The 22,900-nt window shown below is 66.1% G+C and carries 19 protein-coding genes; 12 read left to right on the top strand and 7 right to left on the bottom strand.

The features are described from left to right. Positions 1-268: 268 nt before the first annotated feature. Genes VLA96_08935 through VLA96_08925 form a run of 3 tightly spaced genes read right to left on the bottom strand, consistent with a single transcriptional unit; the run spans position 269 to position 5,351 of the window. Complete coding sequence (locus VLA96_08935) at positions 269-1,717, bottom strand: sigma-54 dependent transcriptional regulator (GenBank protein ID HSE49315.1); 1,449 nt, start codon at positions 1,715-1,717, stop codon at positions 269-271. After that, on the bottom strand, positions 1,714-2,112 hold the full coding sequence (locus VLA96_08930) for a response regulator (GenBank protein ID HSE49314.1): 399 nt from the start codon (positions 2,110-2,112) through the stop codon (positions 1,714-1,716). Before VLA96_08930 ends, VLA96_08935 begins: the two co-directional genes overlap by 4 nt. Next, positions 2,109-5,351, bottom strand: a complete 3,243-nt coding sequence (locus tag VLA96_08925) for a PAS domain S-box protein (protein ID HSE49313.1) — start codon at positions 5,349-5,351, stop codon at positions 2,109-2,111. The genes VLA96_08930 and VLA96_08925 overlap by 4 nt, the downstream gene beginning before the upstream one ends. Before the next feature lie 377 nt (positions 5,352-5,728). Between VLA96_08925 and VLA96_08920 the strand changes: the two genes are divergently transcribed. The 8 genes from VLA96_08920 (at position 5,729) to VLA96_08885 (ending at position 13,860) form a co-directional block, all read left to right on the top strand. Beyond that, positions 5,729-6,064 (top strand): energy transducer TonB, encoded by a 336-nt coding sequence (locus VLA96_08920; protein HSE49312.1) that lies wholly within the window; start codon positions 5,729-5,731, stop codon positions 6,062-6,064. A 32-nt stretch (positions 6,065-6,096) separates the two neighbouring features. After that, positions 6,097-8,097, top strand: coding sequence for a methyl-accepting chemotaxis protein (locus VLA96_08915; protein HSE49311.1), 2,001 nt, complete (start codon positions 6,097-6,099; stop codon positions 8,095-8,097). A gap of 11 nt (positions 8,098-8,108) precedes the next feature. Beyond that, a complete protein-coding gene (locus tag VLA96_08910) occupies positions 8,109-8,603 on the top strand; it encodes a chemotaxis protein CheW (GenBank protein HSE49310.1) in 495 nt (164 codons plus the stop codon). A gap of 153 nt (positions 8,604-8,756) precedes the next feature. Beyond that, the gene (locus VLA96_08905; GenBank protein HSE49309.1) at positions 8,757-9,665 is read left to right on the top strand and encodes a protein-glutamate O-methyltransferase CheR; all 909 of its coding nucleotides are present in this window, start codon (positions 8,757-8,759) and stop codon (positions 9,663-9,665) included. Beyond that, positions 9,662-11,731 (top strand): chemotaxis protein CheA, encoded by a 2,070-nt coding sequence (locus VLA96_08900; GenBank protein HSE49308.1) that lies wholly within the window; start codon positions 9,662-9,664, stop codon positions 11,729-11,731. The genes VLA96_08905 and VLA96_08900 overlap by 4 nt, the downstream gene beginning before the upstream one ends. Next, positions 11,728-12,810 carry a chemotaxis response regulator protein-glutamate methylesterase gene (locus tag VLA96_08895; protein ID HSE49307.1) on the top strand — a complete coding sequence of 361 codons (1,083 nt, stop codon included), beginning with the start codon at positions 11,728-11,730 and terminating at the stop codon, positions 12,808-12,810. The genes VLA96_08900 and VLA96_08895 overlap by 4 nt, the downstream gene beginning before the upstream one ends. 109 nt (positions 12,811-12,919) lie before the next feature. Then, a complete protein-coding gene (locus VLA96_08890) occupies positions 12,920-13,363 on the top strand; it encodes a response regulator (GenBank protein HSE49306.1) in 444 nt (147 codons plus the stop codon). Continuing rightward, positions 13,363-13,860, top strand: a complete 498-nt coding sequence (locus tag VLA96_08885) for a chemotaxis protein CheX (GenBank protein HSE49305.1) — start codon at positions 13,363-13,365, stop codon at positions 13,858-13,860. Before VLA96_08890 ends, VLA96_08885 begins: the two co-directional genes overlap by 1 nt. 141 nt (positions 13,861-14,001) lie before the next feature. On the opposite strand, the gene VLA96_08880 is transcribed toward VLA96_08885, so the two are convergent. Continuing rightward, the gene (locus tag VLA96_08880; protein ID HSE49304.1) at positions 14,002-15,243 is read right to left on the bottom strand and encodes a YncE family protein; all 1,242 of its coding nucleotides are present in this window, start codon (positions 15,241-15,243) and stop codon (positions 14,002-14,004) included. Positions 15,244-15,641: 398 nt separating this feature from the next. On the opposite strand from VLA96_08880, the gene VLA96_08875 reads away from it, so the two are divergent. Then, complete coding sequence (locus tag VLA96_08875; protein HSE49303.1) at positions 15,642-17,441, top strand: DUF885 domain-containing protein; 1,800 nt, start codon at positions 15,642-15,644, stop codon at positions 17,439-17,441. Between the two features lie 254 nt (positions 17,442-17,695). Then, positions 17,696-18,199 (top strand): carboxypeptidase-like regulatory domain-containing protein, encoded by a 504-nt coding sequence (locus VLA96_08870; GenBank protein HSE49302.1) that lies wholly within the window; start codon positions 17,696-17,698, stop codon positions 18,197-18,199. 37 nt (positions 18,200-18,236) lie between these two features. Here the strand turns inward: VLA96_08870 and VLA96_08865 are convergent, their stop codons facing one another. Then, on the bottom strand, positions 18,237-19,106 hold the full coding sequence (locus tag VLA96_08865) for a Ku protein (GenBank protein ID HSE49301.1): 870 nt from the start codon (positions 19,104-19,106) through the stop codon (positions 18,237-18,239). Between the two features lie 121 nt (positions 19,107-19,227). On the opposite strand from VLA96_08865, the gene VLA96_08860 reads away from it, so the two are divergent. Next, the gene (locus VLA96_08860; GenBank protein ID HSE49300.1) at positions 19,228-20,052 is read left to right on the top strand and encodes a DUF92 domain-containing protein; all 825 of its coding nucleotides are present in this window, start codon (positions 19,228-19,230) and stop codon (positions 20,050-20,052) included. Between the two features lie 398 nt (positions 20,053-20,450). Here VLA96_08860 and VLA96_08855 read toward each other — a convergent pair whose 3' ends face one another. Beyond that, entirely contained in the window at positions 20,451-20,609 is a 159-nt protein-coding gene (locus VLA96_08855; GenBank protein ID HSE49299.1) for a hypothetical protein, read from the bottom strand. Between the two features lie 76 nt (positions 20,610-20,685). Between VLA96_08855 and VLA96_08850 the strand changes: the two genes are divergently transcribed. Further along, a complete protein-coding gene (locus VLA96_08850; protein HSE49298.1) occupies positions 20,686-22,644 on the top strand; it encodes an amidohydrolase family protein in 1,959 nt (652 codons plus the stop codon). A gap of 42 nt (positions 22,645-22,686) precedes the next feature. On the opposite strand, the gene VLA96_08845 is transcribed toward VLA96_08850, so the two are convergent. Beyond that, positions 22,687-22,900 (bottom strand): hypothetical protein (locus tag VLA96_08845; GenBank protein HSE49297.1); only part of this gene is annotated, 214 nt, incomplete at its 5' end.

The raw sequence follows: 22,900 nt of genomic DNA, 5'->3' as shown, positions 1-22,900 counted from the left end.
CCACGAATCTTCCTCGCACCTCTCTCCTGGTTTTGGACGACGCCCGGGGGAAGGGACGTTCCAGAAAGAGGCCAAGTTGCGTCTCTCACTCCCGTCCGAGGGCCGGTTCTCCTCTCGAACGCTGCGAAGGCGTGATAAGACGTCTAAGGGAAATGCACGGGGACGGCCAAACCAACGTAGCCGTAAGTGATTGATTATGAATGGACTCGCGGTGGCCCTTGGTGGAAAAAGACCCCCATCCGTCTCACTCTGAAACAGTCTCAGGCCGCTAGTGGCTGGCGACCGCGCTCTCCGCCTGCGCTCCGACCCGGATGTTGTACCGCTTGATCTTTCTATATAGGGTCGCCCGGCTGATGCCGAGGATCTCCCGGGCCAGGTTCTTGTCGCCGCCGACCTGGTCGAACACACGCTGGATGGTGGCGCGCTCCATCTCCTCCAGATCCATCGACGGCATCCCGGGCTCGCTGGCGTTGACTGCCCCACGAGCGGAGATCGATGCCGTCTTTTCCCTGCCCAAGTGGGAGGCCAGTGGCATGGTGCTGGCCGCCTGGATCGCCGGCGGCAGGTCGCGGACGTCGATCAGCGTCTCGTTCCCCAGCGCGACCGCGCGCTCGATGCAGTTCTCCAGCTCGCGCACGTTCCCCGGCCACTCGTAATTGAGCAGGCAATTCATCGCCGCGTTGGATACCTGGATGCCGAGGTTGGGCGCCAACCGGCCCAGGAACCACCGCACCAGCGTCGGGATATCGGACTTCCGCTCCCGCAACGCCGCGAGGTGCAGCGTGACCACGTTCAGGCGGAAGTAAAGGTCTTTGCGGAACGTCCCGTTCTTGTACGCGGTCTCCAGATCGCGGTTGGTCGCCGCGATCACGCGCACATCCACGCGGATCTTCTGGTTGCTGCCGACCGGACGCACCTCTTTCTCCTGCAGCACGCGCAGCAGCTTGGCCTGCATCTCCATCGGCAGCTCGCCGATCTCGTCCAGGAAGATGGTGCCGCCGTCCGCCGCCTGGAACAGGCCGGCCTTGGTGCGCAGCGCGCCGGTGAACGCGCCCTTCTCGTAGCCGAACAGCTCGCTCTCGATCAGCGTCGGCACCAGCGACCCGCAATCCACCGCGACGAACGGGCGCTTCGCGTACACGCCGCCGAAGTGGATGGCGCGCGCCACCAGTTCCTTGCCCGTCCCGCTCTCGCCCGTGATGAGCACCGGCGTGCGCGTGTCTTTCAGCCGCGCGACCATCCGCAGCACGTCTTGGATCCGCGCCGACGTCCCGACGATCCCGTTCAGCTCCATCTGCGTGCGGACCTGCTCCAGCAAAAACTGGTTCTCCGCCACCAGCCGGACCTTCTCCGCCATTCGCTGCAGCACCAGCTTCATCTCCTCCACGCGGAACGGCTTGGTGATGTAGTCATAGGCGCCCAGTTTCATCGCCTGCACCGCCGTCTCGACCGAGCCATAGCCGGTCATGATCGCCACTTCCGTGCGCGGCAGCATCTTCTTGAGCGTGTCGAGGAACTCCAGGCCGCCCATGTTGGCCATCTTCAGGTCGACCAGCACGATGTCGGCGGCGTTCGACTCCAGGTGCGCGAGCGCGTCTTCCGCGCTCTCCGCCTCCGCGCACACGAAGCCCAGCGAACTCCCGATGGTCATGCACAGCTTGCGGATGCTCTGCTGGTCATCCACGATCAGAAAACGGACGCGAAAATCTTCAGTCATACTGCCTTCCCCAGGATCTGCTCGACCACCTGCAGCAACTGCTGCACGCGGAACGGCTTCTCCACGACCGGCGCTTGTGTGTTGCGCAGGATCGCCACGGTCTCTTCATTCACGGTGTCGCCGGTCACCAGGATCACGCGGTCGGCAAGCTGCGGCCGGTTCGCTTTCACCCACGCGTGCACGTCGGCGCCGCTCACCCCGCCCGGCGTGCGCATGTCGGTGATCACGCCCAGGAACTCGCCCCTCGCCAGCAACTTCAGCGCCTCCACCCCGGAGGTCGCCTTCACCACGCTGTAGCCCTTGCGCTCCAGCGCGGCCTGCAGGAACGACATGACCGACGGCTCGTCCTCGACGACCAGTACCGGCAGCTTTCCACCCGCGGCTTTCGTCGTCATGCGTACGCTCCTTCGACCTTTGCGGCCACCGGCAGCCGCAGGATGAACGTCGCGCCCGGCTGCTCGCCGTTGTTCTGGCACCCGATCTCGCCGCCGTGCTCGCGCAGGATCCCGTAGCAGATGCTCAGCCCCAGCCCGGTCCCCTTGCCCACTTCCTTGGTCGTGAAGAACGGATCGAAGATGCGGTCGGGATGCGCGATGCCGGTACCGTTGTCGATGAACCGCACCTCGACGCCGCTGCCGTTCACCTTCGCCGTCACCACTTCGATGCGGCCGCGGCGGTCGGCCTCGCGCACCGCGTCGTACGCGTTGTTCACGATGTTCAGGAACACCTGCTGCAGCTGGTGCGCGTCCCCCATCACCGCCGGCAGCTTCTCGTCGTAGCGCTCGACCACGTCCATGCCGTGGCTGGAGAAGTCGTAGGCCCGCAGCTTCAGCGTGCGGCGCAGGATCTCGTTGAGGTCGACCGGCTTGCGCTCCGCCGGCGTCTGGCGCGCGAAGCTCAGCAGGTTCTGCACGATCTGCCGCGTGCGCTGCGCCTCCTGCACGATGATCTGCAGGTCCTTCTTCGCGGAATCCGGGATCTCCTGCTGCTCCAGCATCAGGTCCGCGAATCCCAGGATGGCCGTCAGCGGATTGTTGACCTCGTGTGCCACGCCCGAGACGAGCTGTCCGACCGCCGCCATCTTTTCCGCGTGCACCAGCTTCGCGTTCAGCAGCGCCGCGTCGGTGATGTCCGTCATCACGGCCACGATGCTGGTCACGTTCGACTGCTCGTCCCGCATCGGGCTCAGGTTCACCGAGAAGTGCCCGAGCTTCCCGCTCGCGCGCTGGATCGGAAGCTCCAGGTTGTCGACCTGCTGCCCGCCGATGACCGCGTCGAACGCCTCTTCGAACTTCTTGCGGCGCGAGGGCGCGACCAGGTCCACCAGCCGGTTGCCCAGCAGCTCGCTCTCCTTGAAGCCCCCGGAATCGAAGCACCGCCGGTTCGCGTAGCTGATCAGCCCGGCGGTGTCCGACACCAGGATCATGCTCTGCGTGTTGTTCAGGATCTTGCTGTTGAAATCGCGCTCGTGCAGCAGCTGCGACTGGAATGTCTTCAGTTCGGTGATGTCGAGGATCATCCCGCGGTACTGCGTCACTTTGCCGCTCGAATCGCGCACCGCGAAGCTGTTCTGCAGGGTGTGCACCAGCGTGCCGTCCTTGCGCCGCAGCACCTCCTGGTAGTTGCGCACCATGCCCCGCTCTTCGATGGCTTTGCGGAAGCGCTCGCGGTCGTCGGGATGCAGGTAGAGCCGCGAGGAGATATCGAGCTCGAGCAGCTCCTGGCGTGACGCATACCCCAGCATCCGCACGAGCGCGTCGTTGACCTCGAGGAACCGCCCTTCCGGCGTCGAGAAGAAGATGCCTTCCTGCGTGTTGTCGAACAGCTCGCGGTAACGCCGCTCGACCTCGCGGCGCTCGGTGATGTCTTTCAGCACGTGAATGGTCTGCGTGCCTTCGTTCAGCGCCCCGCGCATGCGCGAAGTCGAGACCAGGTACGTGCGCTCCTGCACCGGATGGATGTATTCATCCGCCGATTCCATGCCGGCGCGGCAGAACGGGCACGGCAGCTCCGAGGACCCCGCCGTGATGGAGCCGAGCGCCCGCATGCCCACCCCGATCAGCTCCGACGGCTGCCCGCCCAGGTACTCGGCCAGCGACCGGTTCACGCGCAGCACGCGGTTCGCGTGGTCGTGCACCACGATGAAGTCGGAGATCGCGTCGAAGATCTCCGCCCACTGCTTGTTTGATTGCGCGATGCGCGTGAACAGGCGCGAATTCTCGAGCGCCACCGAAACGTGTCCCGCGATCGCGCGCAGCAGCTCGCGGTCTTCCTCCGACCAGGTGCGCCTCAGGTCGCCCAGGCAAAGGTAGCCGAGGAACTCGTTGGAAGCGCCGACGAGCCGCACCACGCAAGCATCGCTCCAGCGCAAGGCGGCCGCCAGCTTGGGTCCCAGCAGCTCCGCCGCGCGGCCCGCCGCGATCGATTCCGTGCGGTTCGCCGCGTGCTGCCCCATCGCGGCGCTCAGCTGCCGCGGCAATCCCCGATCGTCGCCTGCCTCGGTCTTCAGGAATATCGTCTCCAGCGCGCTGCCCTGCGCCAGCACCAGGCCGGCGCCGCGCGCCCCCAGCATCGCCGCCGCCCGCAAGCTGAAGCTCTGCACGAATCCCGGCAGGTTCAGCGACGAGCTCAGCTCCAGCGCCAGCTTCACCAGGTTCTCGGCTCTGCTGCGATGCTGCTCGGTCGTCGAATACAGTTCCGCGTTCGCCAGGATCAGGCCGACCGAGTTCGCCAGCGACCCGAGCAGCCGGAACGCGCGCCCGCGCACCTGCGCCCCGGGCGCGAAACACACCAGCAGCACGCCGTAGTCGCGCGCGGTCCGGATGCGCACCGCCAATGCCTCTTCAAAGGGCACGGCGCCGCTGCGCAGCCCGCGGTCGAACCGGATCGCCGCCGGCAATTCGCTGCCCGTCGTGGCCGCGAGCCGCTCCCCTCCCGCATGCGCCAGGGTCTCCGCCTGCGCCGCCGCCAGGCTCGGAGGACCGTCGGCCGTCACCGCCTTCGGGAACAGCGTCTTCTCTTCCGGCAGGTAGAGGGCTACCAGCGCCGCGCCGAACAGATCGCGGACCCGCGTCACCAGCAGTTGGTGGATGGTGGCCGGGTCCAGGCTGGACTGCAGCGCCTGCGTCAGCTCGATGAGCTGCACCGCGCGCTCGCGCTCTTCCAACGACGACTCGCGCAGCCGCGCGATCTCGGCCATGCTGCCGAGCTGCGTCGCCAGGATCGTCGCCTTCGCGGCGAGGTCTTCGTTGAAGTAGTCGCCCCTGCCGTCGTGCAGCAGCACCGTGACGCCCACGACTTCCCCGCTCACCACCAGCGGGGCGGCCAGCATCGCGCGCGCACCGAAGCGTCCGGCCATCGGATAGCGCTCGGCAACCACGTCATTCACGAAGACCGTGCGCCGGTCGCGCACCGCTTCCGTCGCGACCGCGCTCTCGTGCAGCTCCAGCGTCGCCGCCAGGAACTCCGCCGCCATCCGCCCTTCGGCGTCGACCGCGACAAGGCGCTCGTTCTCGTCCAGTCGCCAGTAGTAGGCGCCCGAGACTTCGAAGATCTCTTTCGCCGACTCGCAGAACAATCGGATCAGCCGCTGGAAGTCGCCGCCCTCCGCCACCGCCGCGGAGAAACGCAGCAACGCCTCCTGGAAGACGGGCGCGGCGGCATCGGCGGTCGTTCTGCCTGAGACGGGCATCGGTGAGACGGGCTCGATTGTTGGGGGAGAACCTGAAACTTATGTGGATTCTCAAAATGAGTCAAGAAATAAGTCCTCCCGTTAACCGAGTAATAAACATCGCCGGACACGCTTTCGTCTCACGCTGAGACGGGTAGCCCGTTATCCACCGCCCAATGAGACTCCCTCGCGCGTCACCTCACCGACGAACTTCCCGCGCATCATCGCTAATCTATTGATTCAACGACGGTTATTAAATTTGTGGCCGGCGCTCCCCGACCGTCTCCGATGGCAGCAACATTGCACTTGTTCCCTCCGGCGTATGCCGTTTAGGAGGAGCTGTGTCTTTTGACAGACTCAAGAAGTGGGTAGCCCTGGGAGTGCTGGCCTCGGCGGTTCTGGCAGCGGCGACCCCGAACGCGTTGGCGGAGGACCGCAAAGCGAAGAGTAAAGTAGCGCCTGCGTATCCCGAGCTCGCCAAGCGCATGAACGTTTCGGGGACGGTCAAGATCGAGGTCGTGATCACGCCCGCCGGCACGGTGAAGAGTGCCAAGGCGGTCGGTGGCCATCCGCTCCTGATCGATTCCGCCATGGAAGCCGTGAAGAAATGGAAATTCGAGCCGGCCGGCGAAGAGACGACCCAGGTCGTGGCCTTCGATTTCACCAGACCTCAGTAACGTAACCCCCGGCAAGTGGTGGGAGACAGAACATGAGCATCAAGAAGAAGCTCTACTACGGATTCGGCGGCGTCCTGCTCGTCCTGACGCTGCTCTTCCTGGTCATGACGGGCGGCATCTGGCGCCAGCAGTCAGCCCAGGGCGCGCTCAAGAACGCGCTCGAGGCCAAGAGCGCGACCGGCGACGTGAAGTACCAGATGATGCAGAATCGCCTGGCGCTCGCCAACTACCTGCTCAGCGGCGACACCCGCGAAGCCGACAAGATGCACGCCGGCGTGACCGAGCTCGACAAGCAGATCAAGATCGCGGAAGCCAAGGCCATCACGCCCGAGCAGCGCACCGCGATGGCTCGCGTCCGCGAGCTGGAGCAGAAGTGGAGCGCCGATTTCGCCGCGCCCCTCATCGCCAAGCGCAAGGACGTCGACGCCGGCAACGCCACCGTCGCGGAGCTGCAGATCTTCTACCTGCAGCAGGATCCCGCCGCCTGGCTCAAGCGTTCCACCGAGCCGCTCGACATGGCCGACGAAGCCAACGCGCGCATGCTCGCCGACCAGGAGCGCTCCACCAGCACCGCCAGCGTCCTGATGTGGTCCATTTCCATCATCATGTTCCTGCTGTGCTTCGCCCTGGGCGGCGCGGTCGCGCGCTTCACCGCCAAGTCCATCACCGTGCCCCTGACACAGCTCATCGGCGTCGCGCGGGAGATCGGTGACTCCGGCGACCTCGAGCACACCATCGACACCAGCAGCAAGGACGAGATCGGCGATCTCGCCCGCACCTTCCAGAACATGGTCACGTACCTGAAGGAGATGGCGGCCGTCTCCGAAGCCATCGCCGGCGGCGATCTCTCCGTCGAGGTGTTGCCGCGCTCCAAGCGCGACACTCTCGCCAACGCCTTCATGGCCATGACGACTGGCCTGCGCCAGCTCGTCAAGAGCGTGCGCGACAGCGCCGCGCAGGTCGCCTCGGGCTCCAACCAGGTCGCCGACGCCTCCGACGAGTCCGCCAAGATCAGCGTCCACGCCTCCTCGGCCATCGACGAAGTCACCAGCACCATGCACGAGATGTCCATCAACGTGCAGAACATGGTCAAGAACACGCAGACGCAGGCCTCCAGCGTCAGCGAGACCTCCGCCTCCATCGACCAGATGGTCGCCTCCATCCAGCGCGTGGCCGACACCGCGAAGGTCCTGCTCGACATCTCGCAGCGCTCGCGCGAAGAAGTGCAGGCCGGCATCACCACGATGGAGAAGGCCACCGACGGCCTCAACCGCATCAACGGCTCCATCCGCTCTTCCGGCGAGATCATCGGGGCGCTCGGCCAGCGCGCCGACGACATCGGCAAGATCATCGAGGTCATCGACGACCTCGCCGAGCAGACCAACCTGCTGGCGCTCAACGCCGCCATCGAAGCGGCGCGCGCCGGCGAGCACGGCCTGGGCTTCGCGGTCGTGGCCGATGAAGTCCGCAAGCTCGCCGAAAAATCCGCTTCCTCCACCAAGGAGATCAGCGAGCTCATCCAGTCCATCCAGAAGGAAGCCCGCAAGGCGGTCGACAACATGGAACGCTCGACCACCATCGTCAACGAGGGCCTCACCCTGGGCAGCGACCTCTCCACCGCGCTCAAGAAGATCTCCAACGTCGTCACCGAGGTCTACAAGTTCGCGCAGGAGATCGGCGCCGCCACCAACGAGCAGTCGCACGGCTCGGCGCAGATCGCCAAGGCCACCACGCGCCTCAACGAGATCACGCACGAGATCAACTCCTCGGTCGAGGAGCAGGCCTCGGGCGCGCAGGCCGTCGTCAAGGCCATGGAGAAGATGCGCGAGCTGGTGCAGCAGTCCACCTCCGGCTCCACCGAGCTGGCGGCTTCCGCCGAGCAGATGTCGAAGATGTCGCGCATGCTGCTGGAAGCCATGGACCGCTTTGTCATCGAAGGCGCCAACGGCAACGCCGCGTACGGCGCGTCGCAGCGCCGCCAGCAGTTCGAGCAGGGCGGGCGCGTCGCCGCCGCGGCCGCGGCGCGGAACTAGGGGCACACGGGATGGCCACGACCAAGGACCTGCACATCGTCGGGTTCCGCATCGGGCGCGAGACCTTCGGCGTCCCCATCGAGCTCGTGCACGAGATCGTGCGCGTGCCCGAGATCACTTCCGTCCCCGACGCGCCCGAGTACATCGAGGGCGTCATCAACCTGCGTGGCAAGATCATCTCCGTCGTCGACCTGCGCAAGCGCTTCGGCGAGCGCGAGATCACGTGGACCAAGAAGAACCGCATCCTCGTCGCCGAGCTCGAGGGCAAGATGGTCGGCCTCATCGTCGACTCCGCGTCGGAAGTCCTCAAGCTCCCGCGCAGCGAGGTCGACAATCCGCCCAACGTCTTCGAGGAAGGCGAGCTGAACTACGTGGTCGGCGTCGGCAAGCTCAACGGACGGCTCATCATCCTCATCGAGCTGGGCAAGATCCTGCAGCGCGGCGAGCTGAAGCGGCTGGGCGATCTGGCGGAGGCGGCGCAGTCGGCCGCCTCGGCGGGCTCCTAGCTTCGGGCAACACCAGGTTCCGCAACACCAGGTTCCGCAACACCAGGTTCGGCAACACCAGGTTCGGCAAGACCAGGTTTCGTACGACGTAAGCGAGAAGTTGCGAAGGGCGCGGCGCGCGAGCGCCGCGACGCACCACTCTGGCGAGAGGCGATGGCGACCACACCGAGTCTTCAGATCCAACTGACGGAGCCGGAACTCAAGCTGCTGCAGACCCTGGTCTACCAGGAGTGCGGCATGTACTTCGACGAGCGCCGCGTCCACTTCCTCCAGGATCGCCTCCAGCGCCGCCTCAAGGCCACCGGCCTCGAGAGCTTCTACCGCTATTACCAGCTGCTCACCAGCCGCGAAGGCAAGGCCGAGCTCTCCGCCCTGCTCGAGAACCTCACCGTCAACGAGACCAGCTTCTTCCGCAACAAGCCGCAGCTCGACCTCTTCCACAAGGTCACGCTGGAAGAGATCCTGCACAAGAAGACCGAGCGCCGCGACTGGTCGCTGCGCGTGTGGAGCGCCGGCTGCTCGACCGGCCAGGAGCCCTACACCATCGCGATGCTCATCTGCGACGCGCTCGCCTACTACTACCTCCGCAATCCGCTGCCCTTCGAGATGCCGAGCCCGAAGCCGCTCATCCCGCCGCCCTGGCGCGTGGAGATCCTCGCTTCCGACATCAACTACTCCGTGCTGCGCGCCGCGCAGGAAGGCAGCTATCCCGAGAACCACATGGAGCCGGTCGACTACAGCTACCGCCTGCGCTATTTCGACAAGGTCGGCGACCGTTACGCCGTCAAGAAGGCCGTCAAGGAGATGGTCCACTTCGACTTCCACAACCTGAAGACGGAGTTCCTGCCCCAGCGCAACGACGTCATCTTCTGCCGCAACGTGATGATCTATTTCGACGAAGCCGAGCAGAAGCGCCTGGTCGACAAGTTCTACCGCTGCCTGAACCGCGAAGGCTTCCTCTTCGTCGGCCACGCGGAGAGCCTCTTCGGCCTCACCGACAAGTTCAAGATGATCCACGTCAACAACGGCACAGCGTACCAACGCATCGAGGCAGGCGCGTGAGCTTCTTCTCCGACGACAAGGCGAGCGAGCTCAAGGAGCTCTTCTTCGAGAGCGCGCAGGAACTCCTGCAGACGCTCAACGACGAAGCCCTCGAGCTCGAGAAGCGCCCCGGCGACGCCGAGACCGTGCGCAGCATCCGCCGCACCGTGCACACGCTCAAGGGCGATTCTGCCGCGTGCGGCTACCGCGACCTCTCCGAGCTCGCGCACGAGCTCGAGAACGTGCTCACGCCCGAGCTGGCAAAGACCGCGCAGGCCGCACGCATCCCGGAGGTCGTCCTCGCCGCCGCCGACACCTTCCAGTCCATGCTCGCGGCTTATCGCAACAATCTCCAGCCGCCTTCCGGCGACGCCCTGCGCGAGCACGTCAAGCGCCTGACCAGCGCGCCCGCCGCCGAGACCAGCTTCGCGCCCAGGTTCGCTTGGTCGGAATACGAGCAGGTCGTCATCGCCGACTCCGCCGCGCGCGGCAACGCCATCTTCCACGTCGCGCTCCAGATCGACCCCAACTGCCCGATGCGCGCCGCCGCCATGCAGATGATCCGCAACGTCATCTCCGACGCCGGCACAGTCCTCGTCCTCCATCCCGACGAGAACGCCGCCCCCGCCCAGATCGACGTGGTCGAGATCGCGCTTGCCAGCACGCACGACGAGCACTGGATCGCCAGGAAGTCGAAGATCCCCGCTGTGGTGAAGGAAGTCGTGGTCGTGCGCTCCAGCGCCGCGCCTGCGGCTCCCGCGGCCGCTGCTCCCGACGACGTGCTCGAGCTGAGCGAGACGCCCGTGCCCTCGATCGAGGCGGTGATGTCGGCCCCTGCCGCCGGCACCGCCAAGGACGCTCCCGCGAAGCAGGCCGCCCACGCTGTCGAGAGCTCCCTGCGCGTGGACGCCGAGCGCATCGACGACGTCCTCAACCTCGTCGGCGAGCTCATCATCGGTAAGTCCATGCTGCTCCAGACCATCGGCGAGTTCGACAAGCGCTTCGCCAAGGACCCGCTGCGCGGCCGCTTCGCCGACGCCATGGCCTTCCAGGCCCGCGTCCTGCACGACCTCCAGAAATCGGTGATGAAGATCCGCATGGTGCCGGTCGAGCAGCTCTTCCGGCGCGTGCCGCGCATCATCCGCGACATCGCCAAGGCCGCCGGCAAGGAAGTCGCGCTCCAGGTCAGCGGCCAGGACACCGACCTCGACAAGAGCATCCTCGACACGCTCGCCGAGCCGCTCATCCACCTTGTGCGCAACGCCGTCGACCACGGGCTCGGCACGCCCCAGGAGCGCGTCGCCGCCGGCAAGCCCGCCGTCGGCACCATCCGCTTGAACGCCTACCACCAGGGCAATCAGGTCGTGATCGAAGTCTCCGATGACGGCCGCGGCATCGACCGCGGCAAGGTCGTCGCCAAGGCCATCGAGTGCGGTATCGTCTCCGCCGACGAAGCGAATCGCATGAGCGAAGGCGAGCAGCTCGCGCTCATCTTCCACCCCGGCCTCTCGACCGCCGCCCAGATCACCGAGATCTCCGGCCGCGGCGTCGGCATGGACGTGGTCAAGACCGTCCTCGACCGCCTCAAGGGCTCGGTCGGCATCGTCACCAGGCTCGGCGAGGGCACCACCTTCCAGATGAAGGTGCCGCTCACGCTCGCCATCATCAAGGCGCTGCTCTTCAAGGTCTCCGACCGGCTCTACGCCGTGCCCCTCGGCGCCGTGCTCGAGATCACCCGCGCCACCGAAGGCGAGATCCACCGCGTCGACAACCACGAGGTCATCCAGCTCCGCAACGAAGTGCTCACACTTGTCCGCCTCGCGCGCCTCACCAGGCGGAAGCCGTCGGCCTCGAAGAAACTTTTCATCGTCGTCATCGCCATCGGCGATCGCAAGTTCGGGCTGGTCGTCGACCGGCTGGTCGGTGAAGAAGAATTGGTCATCAAGGCGCTCGACGACTACCTGGTCGCCACCGAACTGGTCTCCGGCGCTTCCATCCTGGGCGACGGCACGGTCGTGCTCATCCTCAACATCCAGGCGGTCGTCGCGCGCCTGGGCCGCGAAGCCGCGAAGGGAGCGCACGCATGAGCGATCCCGTTCGCGTCCTTGTGGTCGACGACTCCGCCCTCATGCGCAAGCTCATCCCGCAGATCCTCGAGCGCGACTCGAGCATCCACGTCGTCGGCACCGCCATGGACGGCAGCTTCGGCCTCAAGAAGATCGAGGAGCTCAAGCCGCAGGTGGTCACCCTCGACCTCGAGATGCCGCGCATGGACGGGATCGAGACCCTGCGCGAGATCCACAAGAAGTACCGCATCCCGGTCATCGTGGTGAGCGCGCACACCACGCAGGGCGCCTCCGCGACTTTCAAGGCGCTCTCGCTCGGCGCCTTCGATTTCGTCGCTAAGCCGAAAGACGCCGCGCAGGCGCGCATGGACGAGATCGCCGCGGAGCTCATCACCAAGATCAAGGCCGCCGCCCAGACCAAGATGCCCGCGGCGCCCGTGGAGTTCAAGCCGCTCCCCGCCCTGCGCCGCCCGCCCAAGTCGCTCGGCAAGCCGCACGCCGCCCCCTCCAAGATCGTCGCCATCGGCATCTCGACCGGCGGCCCGAACGCGCTCCAGTACGTGCTCTCGCAGCTCCCGCCGGACTTCCCCGGCTCCATCATCGTGGTCCAGCACATGCCCGAGGGCTTCACCGACCTGTTCGCGCGCCGGCTCGACGAATGCTGCGCCATCGAGGTCAAGGAAGCCCAGTCCGGCGACCTGCTGGTCGCCGGCCGCGCGCTCATCTGCCCCGGCAACCGCCACATGAAGGTCCGCCGCATGCCCCTCGGCAACATCGTCGTCCTGTCGGACGAGGAGCGCGTGAACGGCCATCGCCCGTCGGTCGACGTGCTGTTCCGCTCGGTCGCGCAGGAGTTCGGCCGCGAAGCCATCGCGGCCCTGATGACCGGCATGGGCGAGGACGGCGCCGAGGGCCTGGGCGCGGTCAAGGCCGCGGGCGGCCTGACCATCGCGCAGAGTGAAGATTCCTGCATCGTGTACGGCATGCCGAAGGCGGCCATCGAGCGCGGTAACGCCATCCGCGTCGTCCCGCTCGACATGATGGCCAACACCTTTCAGGCGCAGTGCGTGCCCGACCGCATGAAGGCGGTGCGAGCTTAGTTGGGTGAGCGGCTGACGCGCGCCGCATCGCGCGTCGTTAGTCGCGAGGGCGGAGCAGCTTCACCGCGAAGCCCTCGAACGAACGGTCCGAGTAGTTCAGGAGACTGGTATGGAACAGTACGCGGCGTTGCTTCGCAGCAAGGACAAGCAGCCGATACGGTATCTGGTGGTCGACGACTCCGTCTTCGCCCGCAAGAACCTCACCAAGATGATCGAGATCTTCGGCGGCCAGGTGGCCGGCGAAGCCGGCGACGGCCTCACCGCCATCACCGAGTACGAGCGCTCGCGCCCCGACGTCGTGCTCATGGACATCACCATGCCCCAGATGGAGGGCATCGAGGCCGCCGAGCGCATCGTGCGCACCCATCCCGAAGCGCGCGTCATCATGGTCTCCTCCGTCGGCTATCAGGAGAACATCGTGACCGCCCTGCAGAAGGGCGCCCGCCACTTCGTGCAGAAGCCGGTCAAGCCCGAGGTGCTCTACGAGGTCATCAAGTACGTCCTCGGCGAAGACGCCATCGCTGTGGCCGCCACCGCGGCAGGAGACAAGTAATGAAGATGGAGCTCATCCAGCCCTTCATCAATGCCGCCGACGCGGTCCTGGCCGAGACCTTGCAGTGCCCCACCAAGATCGGCGACGTCGCCATGGACGAGGAAGCCTACCGCCGCAAGGGCACCGCCGCCATCATCGCCATCCACGGCGACATCGAAGGGCGCGTCATCTTCGACCTCGACAGCGCCACCGCCGTGAAGGTCGCCAGTTACCTCGCCGGCGAACCCGTCGCCGAGAGCGCCGACATCGTGCGCGAGACCATCTTCGAGCTTGCCAACCAGATCATCGGCAACGCCGTCACCACCCTCAACGACCAGGGCTTTCGCTTCAAGATCGCGCCTCCCGAGCTCCACTCCGATGAGCTCGGCGAGAAGTCCAACGAAGAGCAGGAAGCGCTCGTGATGTGCTTCGACACCGACAACGGCACCATGTACATGAACATCGCCATGCGCTACAACCGACGCCGCCGCACCGAGCGCGCCGCCGTCGCCGGCTGACAACGTATCCGGGCTCGGCTTGAGCCGGCCGTGTCGCGTCCCCTGAACAAGCGAGCGGGCTTTAGCCCGCAAAAGAAGAAGGGCGGCCTCTCGGCCGCCCTTCGCTCTTACTCGCAACTCACAACTCGGAACTCGCAACTCCTACGGCGTCATCACCACGAACACCGGCCGCTGCAACGCGCAGTAGTTGTTCGGCGCCGTCGCGGCGTCGCACGCCGCACTCTGCTGCGCCGGCTTCAGGTTCACGATCACCGTATCGGTCTGCGTGCTGATGTCCAGGATGCTCGGCGGGTCGGTGAAATCGGTGCCGCCGGCCGCGCCCTGCACGCCCACCACCGCGCGCGACGAATCCGTCGGCGACGCGACCGAGATCGGGCACGTCCCGGTGGCGATCGTCTTGGTCACCGCCAGGCTGGCCGCATCGATGACCGACACGCTGTCGGAACCGCAGTTCGCCACGTAAACCTTCGTCCCGTTCCTCAATGCCGTCGCCGAAGTCGGCGTCGCGCCCACCGTCACGGTGCGGATCACCGTCAGGTAGGTCGGCGAGGTCGAGACCGCGTCGATCACGCTCACGCTGCCGCCGCCCTGGTTCACCACGTAAAGCCGGCGACGATTGGTGTCGAACGCCACGAACGTCGGGTTCGCGCCCACCGCGATGTTCGGCAGCACCGTGTCGGTCGCCGTGTCGATCGGCGTCACGTACCCGGACGCATTCGCCACGAACAGCAAGCCGCCGTCCTGGCTCATGTCGGACCACGTCGGCGACCCCCCCACCGCGAGCGTCGTGCTGACCGTGTTGTCCAGCGCGGCGATCACCGTGACGGTCCCGTTCCCGCCGTTGAGCGAATACACTTTGTTGCCGCTGAGCGTCTGGTTGATCCCCACCGGCCCCGCCCCTGCCGCCAGCGCGACGCTCGTGACCACCGAATCCTGTCCCGAGTTCAACACCGCCACCGTATCGTTTCCCGGGCACGCCACATACGCATTGACCGTCAGGCGATTGAAGACGTACTGCGGAGCACAACCCGGCGGCATCGGGATGGTCGCCGGCGTGCTCCCCGGCGACGACGTCAGGATGCGCGTCACCGTGTTCTCCGTCTGGTTCGCGATGTACGTGCGCGCGACCGTGACGAACCCCGCGTGCACCGGCCCGATGCCCGCCGGCACGTTGCCCAGGTTGCTGTCGCCGGTGGTGTTGATGACGCTCGCGCCCCCGCGCGCCCCCCCGTTGTCGGTCACTACGATCGCGCGCTTCAACGCGTTGGGGTCGCCGCCCGGCTCCGGGATCGGCGTCGCGATCGGGCGGAAGGTCGACCCGCACCCGAGGGCTAGGACAGTAAGAAGGAAAATGGCCGCTATGCCGGTGCTACGTTTCCGCATTCCTGCTCCGCCGGGATCTGCTCCCGGACACACTTCTATTAGTGACGCTGCTACCGCGAGGGGAGACACCGATTGTAATCGGAGTCTGCCGAACGCGCTACTTGGAACCGAGGCGCCGTCTCGCGCGGCGCCGGCTTCCGCCGGCAGGACGGAGCGCTTCAGCGCTCACTCGCTGGTTTGGTGGTGGGTGAGGGTGCTGCCCCCTCCCGGCACGCTGATCTGGCGTTTCCGAGGCTTATAAGGCCCCGCCGCACGGCTGGTGCTACCCACCCGCGAGCAGGCCTATCATCGCTTCCAACTTCATCCCACCAGCATATCCCAACTTCACGCTTCGACCGCCGCGAGCGTCCATCCCTAGTATCCTGTACCTCTCCATCCCGTCCTTGCGGAGGCTTCCCATGCGCCGACGGCTCGTCGCATTCCTGTTCCTCTCCATCCTTGTTTCCAGCGTGCCCGCGAGATCCCAGGCGCCCCGCGCCTCCACCTCCCAGGCGCTCCACCAGCTCTTCGACGCCGAGTGGGACTACGCCATGGAGCAGAACCCCACTTGGGCCTCCACCATGGGCGACCGCCGCTGGAACGATCGCTGGGAAGACGTGAGCCTGGCCGCCATCGAGCGCCGCCACCAGCACGACCTCGCCGTGCTCGCGAAGCTCAAGGGCATCGCGCGCGCGCAGCTCTCCCCCGCCGACCAGCTCGACTACGACCTCTTCCGGAAGGACTACGAGCAGGGCATCGCCGAGCACAAGTACCGCTGGTACCTGGTCCCGCTGAACCAGCGCGGCGGTCCGCAGACCGAGGACGAGCTCGCCGACAACCTGCGGTTCGAGACCCTGAAGGACTACGAAGACTGGGTCGCGCGCCTGAAGGCCTTCCCCGCCTACCTCGACCAGAACATCGCGCTCATGCGCGAAGGCATGAAGGTCCGCATGGTGCAGCCGAAAGTCATCATGCAGCGCATCCTCGCGCAGATCGACCACCAGATCGTCGACGACCCCGCGCAAAGCGGCTTCTACAAGCCCTTCCGCGAGATGTCGAAGAACGTCGCGCCCCCCGACCAGCAACGCCTGCGCAACGCGGCCAGGCAAGCCATCGCCGATGGCATCGTGCCCGCCTTCCGCAAGTTCAAGCAGTTCTTCGTGGACGAATACTTCCCTGCCTGCTTCGATCAGGTCGGCGCCTGGCAGATGCCGATGGGCCAGGAAATGTACGCCGAACGCGCCCGCCGCTTTACCACCACCGACCTCACGCCCCAGCAGATCCACGAGATCGGGTTGAAGGAAGTCGCCCGCATCCTCGCCGAGATGCAGAAGGTCATGGACCAGGTCGGCTTCCACGGCACGCGCCAGGAGTTCTTCCACTACCTGCGCACCGACCCGAAGTTCTACTACCCGAACGGCGACGCGCTCCTCCAGGCCTACCGCGCCATGGCCAAGGAGATCGATCCCAAGCTGGTGAAGGTATTCCGCACGCTCCCGCGCGCTCCCTACGGCGTCGAGCCCATCCCCGCCGCCGCCGCGCCCGACACCACCACCGCCTACTACAACCAGCCCGCTGCCGACGGCTCCCGCGCCGGCACCTACTACGTGAACCTCTATAAGCCCGAGACCCGCCCCAAGTGGGAGATGATGGCGCTCTCGCTCCACGAGTCCGTTCCCGGACACCATCTGCAGATCGCCCGCGCCATGGAGCTCGGCGAGATCCCCAAGTTCCGCCGCTACGGCGGCTACACCGCCTTCGTCGAGGGCTGGGGACTCTACGCCGAATCGCTCGGCGAGGACATGGGCCTCTACAAGGACCCCTACGCCAAGTTCGGCCAGCTCACCTACGAGATGTGGCGCGCCGTGCGCCTGGTCGTCGATACCGGCATGCACTCCATGAAGTGGGACCGCCAGCGCGCCATCGACTACTTCATGGACAACGCCGCCAAGACCGAGCTCGACGTCACCAACGAGATCGACCGTTACATCGCCTGGCCCGGCCAGGCGCTCGCCTACAAGATCGGCGAGCTCAAGTTCCAGGAGCTGCGCGCCCGCGCCAAGCGCGAGCTGGGCGACCAGTTCGACATCCGCGAATTCCACGACGTCGTGCTCGGCTCCGGCGCCCTCCCGCTCGACCTCGTCGAGCGCAACGTCGACCAGTGGCTCGCCGCGAAAAAGAAGCCCGTCAAGAAGGCTGCCTCAACCGACACTCACTGATGCGGGCTGCTCCGGTGGAAGAGCGGGGCTTCAGCCCCGCGTCAGCGCCATTCCTCATGCCGAGTCGGCTTTAGCCGACGGCACAAGGAACCCCTGCAAACCCTTCCCTGTTCGCGGCTCCTGTTCCTCTGTCATCCCGAGCGAAGCGCGAGCCGAGTCCGCAGGACGAGGGAGCGCGAGTCGAGGGACCACGCCTTGGAATTTTCCCTGCAAGCTACCCGCACGCCGGCGTTCTCTTCCCTGAGGACCTCGCCATGACCTTGCTCTCTCAAAAAACCACCGTCGTCGTCCTCCTCAGCACGGTGCTGGCAGCCTCCCTCGCCGGCTGCGCGACCCGGCCGCTGCCGCGCCAGCTAGTGGCGGTCCACACTCAAACCCAACGGTCCGACGCTGATCTTCTACTCATGTTGGTGGATCAACAGCGCGCCGTGGTCGGCAGGGCGGATGTCACCCTCAAGACGGTCGCGGGCGATAGGACCTATGCCGGACGGACCGACGACTGCGGAGAGGCTCACCTCGCGCATCTTCCCCCGGGCGACTATGTGATCGACGTGAGGTCTTCGGGATTCAAGTCACCGAAGAGCAGATTGACGCTTCAGCCCGGCCAGAGTGTGAAGATGATGCTTGAGCTCAAGATCGACATGGAGAACATGGAGGGCGGCCCGACGCTCACAGAGCAGCCACTGGTGGAAACCGACACCTCTCAGCTCGGCCGCACTTTCTCCAGCCGCCAGCTCACCGACCTGCCGCATCGCTAGGCCCGTACCGCCCGGCCCCTGTGGACTGTGGACTGCCTCACGCCGTCCGTCGCTTCCCGGCCTTCTTCTTCGCGCCGCCGCCGGAGATCTGCACCACGTTCTCCGCCTGCGAGGCTTCCACGCGCCGCGGCTTCTTCTTTTCCATCTGGTCCAGGCTCTGCTTGAGCGCGGCCATCAGGTCCACCACCTTGCCCGGCTTCGCCGGCCTCTCGACCGCGGTCACTTCCTTGCCCTCGAGCTTCGCCTTGATGAGCTGCTTCACGTTGGCTTCGAAGGTGTCGTAGTACTTCTCCGGGTCCCAATCGCCCGAGAGCGCCTCGATGAGCTGGTGCGCGACCTTCACCTCGGCTTCCTTCACCTGCACGTCCTTGGTCTCGCCGAAGCCTTCGACCTCGCGCACCTCGTCCTTGTAATACATGGTCTCGAGCAGCATGCCGCCTTTGTAGGGCCGCAGGAACACGGTGTACTCGCGGTTGTGCATCGCCAGCTTCGCGATCGCCACGTACTCGCTCTCCTCCAGCGCCTTCACCAGCAGCGCGTACGGGCGCCGGCCCGCCTCCTCCGGCATCAGGTAGTACGACGACTCGAAGTAGATGGGGTCGATCTGGTCCGCCGGGACGAACTCCAGGATCTCCATCGCCTTGGCGGTCTTGGGCTCGATGCGCTTGATGTCGTCGGGCTCGATCACCACGTACTCGCCCTTGCGGAACTCGTAGCCTTTCACCACGTCGTCGCGGGTCAGCACCTGCCCGTCTTCCGAGCAGATCATCTGCTGCTTCACGCGCGCATGGTCCTCGCGATGCAGCATGTTGAACGACACGCGCGTGCCGCGCGCGCCCGAGAACAGCCGCACGGGCATCGAGATCAAGCCAAAGGTCAAATAGCCGGTCCACACGGACGAAGCCATGGTTCCCACCTTGAATTGTCGTCGTCGTCCGCCGCGGCGGACGCTAGGGCGTATTACAGGGGATGTCTGCTAGGATGCGCTGCACTCGAACCGGTGCTGCCACCGGGACCCCCCCGACGACATGCCAACAGCGCAAAATCCGGCTGGGCGCAGCACGGCCTACCAGGCCTGCGCCGTGATTATAGGACTGGCCCCGGCGGCGCTCACCGTCATTTTCTGGCGGTATTTACCACTCAGGGACCTGTTGGTTCCGGCCGCCGTCGCCGCAGGTTTTGCCGTGCTGGCGTGGCTGTGGCGTGCGGTCACCGTCTCCGGCGCGCTGGCTGGTTTCGGCATCGCGTTCACGCTTTATGCCAACGTGAACCGCCACATGTTCGAGGTCCTGTTCTTCGTCTTTGCGCTTACGTGGGCGGCGACGCGCGCCGGACACACGCACAAGCAGGAGCGTGGCCTGGCGGAACCCCAGGGCGGGCGCACCGCCTCGCAGGTGGTGGCGAATCTCGGCGTCGGAGCGATCCTGCTGGCGCTCCCGCTGGGGTTGGACTTCGCGCTCGTCGCTACCGGGGTGGCGCTGGTCGTGCTGGCCGAGGCTGCCGCCGATACCTGCGCTAGCGAGATCGGCAAGGCATTCGGCGGCAAGACGGTGCTCATTACCTCGCTTCGACCCGTTACGCCGGGCACCGATGGCGGCGTCAGTCTCCTGGGGACCATCGCAGCTCTGGTCGCTGCGAGCTCGACCGTCGCGCTCGCTGCCGTGCTCGACACCGGACTGGAGTGGCCGGGAGTTCCCTTCTATTCACTCGCAGCGCTGTTCGGCACATTCGTCGACAGTCTGCTCGGCGCGACCCTCGAGCGGCGCGGATGGCTCAACAACGACGCCGTGAACCTGCTCAGCACGTCGGCAGTCGCGGCGCTCCTGCTCTCGTTCGCGGCGTTGGCCGACTGACTTCTATTACCGCCGCCGCCGCCGTCTTCGCGGCCGTGCTCTGCCTGTACTGATCCAACTCTTCCGTGAGTGTCATCCTGAGCGCGCGCAGCGCGCGAAGGATCTCACCCGCGACGATGCCGCCCTACCGGTTCGCCGCCGCCCTCTTCGCTGCCATGCTCTGTCTCTTCTAGCTGAGCGAGGCGAGTCAGGCTTGAAGGGGCGCGGCTTCAGCCGCGCCGTCAAGACTCGGCATGAAGGAAGAGTCGGCTTTAGCCGACGACACGCTCTTTCGCCCGCTTCTTAGCTGCGCCAAACCGCAGCCCCTTCAAGACGAGGATCGCCGCCCCTACCGGTTCGCCGCCGTCCTTTGTTTGTTCTAGGCAGCGAACGCTAACCGCTGATCGCTAATCGCTGCTTCACCGGTTCGCCGCCGCCGCCATCTTCTTGATCGCGTCGGTCTCGTGCCACTTCACCGACGTCCAGATCCGGTACGCTGTCTCGACCGCACCGTCGATGTCCTTCTGCCCCTTCGCGCCCGCCGCCACTGCCCTGCCGGAGAGCAGTACCGCCGTCATGAGTGCCACTACTTTCTGTCTGTCGTCGCCGCTGTCCATGTTCGACCTCCAAACGCGCGGATTATACTGTGCCGCCATGAAAAAGCTCGCTCTTCTTGCACTGCTCCTGTCTTCCCTGCTGGCCGCCGGCCAGACGCCCCAGTACGACGTCCTCATCCGCAACGGCAAGGTGGTCGACGGCTCCGGCAACCCGTGGTTCTACGCCGACGTCGGCGTCGTGGGCGACCGCATCGTCTTCCTCGGCCGCGCCGACGCCAACGTGACGGCGAAACGCACCATCGACGCCAAGGGCCTCGTCGTCGCGCCCGGCTTCATCGACATGCTCGGCCAGTCCGAGACCTCCGTCCTCATCGACCCGCGCGTCGAATCCAAGGTCACCCAGGGCATCACCACCGAGATCACCGGCGAGGGCGAATCCATCGCCCCGCAGAACGACTTCACCATCTCCGAAGCCAGGGACTTCCTCGAGCACTACAAGCTCACCGTCGACTGGCGCACCCTCGACGAATACTTCCAGCGCCTCGAGAAGCAGGGCTCGGGCGTGAACATCGGCACCTACGTCGGCGCCACGCAGGTGCGCGAGATGGTCCTCGGCAAGGAGAACCGCGCTCCCACCGAAGAAGAGATGAAGCAGATGGTCGAGTACGTGGAGAACGCCATGACCGACGGCGCCCTCGGTCTCTCCACCTCGCTCATCTACGCGCCCGCCAGCTACGCCTCGACGGCAGAGCTCATCACCCTCGCCAGGGCCGCGGCGAAGCACGGCGGCATCTACTCCTCGCACATCCGCAACGAGGGCGACACCGAGCTCCAGGCGCTCGACGAGGCCTTCCGCATCGGCCGCGAAGCCGGCCTCCCGGTCGAGATCTGGCACTTCAAGCTCTCCGGCAAGCAGAACTGGGGCGGCATGAAGCGCATCATCGCCAAGGTCGAGGAGGCGCGCGCTTCCGGCCTCGACGTCACCGCCGATCAGTATCCCTACGTCGCCGCCGCGACCTCGCTCGGCGCGACCGTGCCGCCCAGCTTCCACGCCGGCGGCCAGGAGGCCTTCGTCGCGCGCCTCAAGGACCCCAAGGTCCGCGCGCAGATCCGCCAGGAGCTCACCGGCCCCGAAGGCCAGGACGAGAACATGTGGCGCGGCACCGGCGGGCCCGACGGCATCATGGTCGTCTCCACGCTCAACCCCGAGCTGAAGAAGTTCGAAGGCCAGACGGTCGCGCAGATCGCCAAGGCGTGGAACAAGGATCCGCTCGACGCGCTCATGGACTTCGTCATCGCCGACCGCGACAACACCGGCGCCGTCTACTTCTCCATGTCGGAAGACGACGTGCGCCTCGCGATGCAGCAGCCCTGGGTCGCCGTCGATACCGACTACAGCGGCCAGAGCACCACCGGCCCGCTCAGCGAATCGAAGTCGCATCCCCGCGCCTGGGGCACCTTCCCGCGCATCCTCGGCAAGTACGTGCGCGAAGAAAAAGTCCTGCGCCTGGAAGACGCCATCCGCAAGATGACCTCGCTCGCCGCGCAGCGCGTGAAGCTCGTCGACCGCGGCATGCTCAAGCCCGACTACTTCGCCGACATCACCATCTTCGACCCCGACACGGTCATCGACGTCGCCACCTTCGAAGACCCCAACCGTCCGGCGAAGGGCATCGCGTACGTCTTGGTCAACGGCGTCCTCGAGCTCGACCAGGGCAAGCTCACCGGAAAGCTCGGCGGGCGGCCGCTGCGCGGTCCCGCGTACACCGGCGGCGATTCCAGCCTGCCGCCGCGCGGCAAGATCCAGGGCGTCGTGACCGACGAGGACGGCTGGCCGCTCGGCCGCGTCATGGTCTCGGTCGTCGACCCCACCAACAAAGTCGTCGGACAGAAGCAGACGATGTACTTGGGCCGTTACGAGATCCCGCTCGACCAGCCCTGCGCGAAGTGCAGCATCAAGGTCGAGCGCATGGGGTTCGAGCCCGCCAGGCGCTCCGGCGTCCACTACAACGGCGCTAACTCGCTCTGGTTCAGCTTCGCCCTGAAACGAAAGTAGCGCCGGCGGCTCGCCGGCGGTAGCGCGGGCGTCCCGCCCGCGCTACGTCAACCCGAGCTTCCACGCGCTGTAGCTGACCACCTCGCGCAGCACCGCTGCGTTCCTTGCCCAGAATCCCAGCGGCTTCGCCTGCGGCCGCGGTGACGGATACACCGTCACGCCTTCGCGCTCCAGCATCTGCCGGATGCGGAACAGGTGGTACGGGTCGCTGACCGCGACGCAGTCCTTCATCCCGTTGCGCTTCAGGATGGCCGCC

Source organism: Terriglobales bacterium, from assembly GCA_035457425.1.
GTDB lineage: Bacteria > Acidobacteriota > Terriglobia > Terriglobales > Acidobacteriaceae > JACPNR01.
This window is presented reverse-complemented; position numbering and strand designations above follow the sequence as displayed.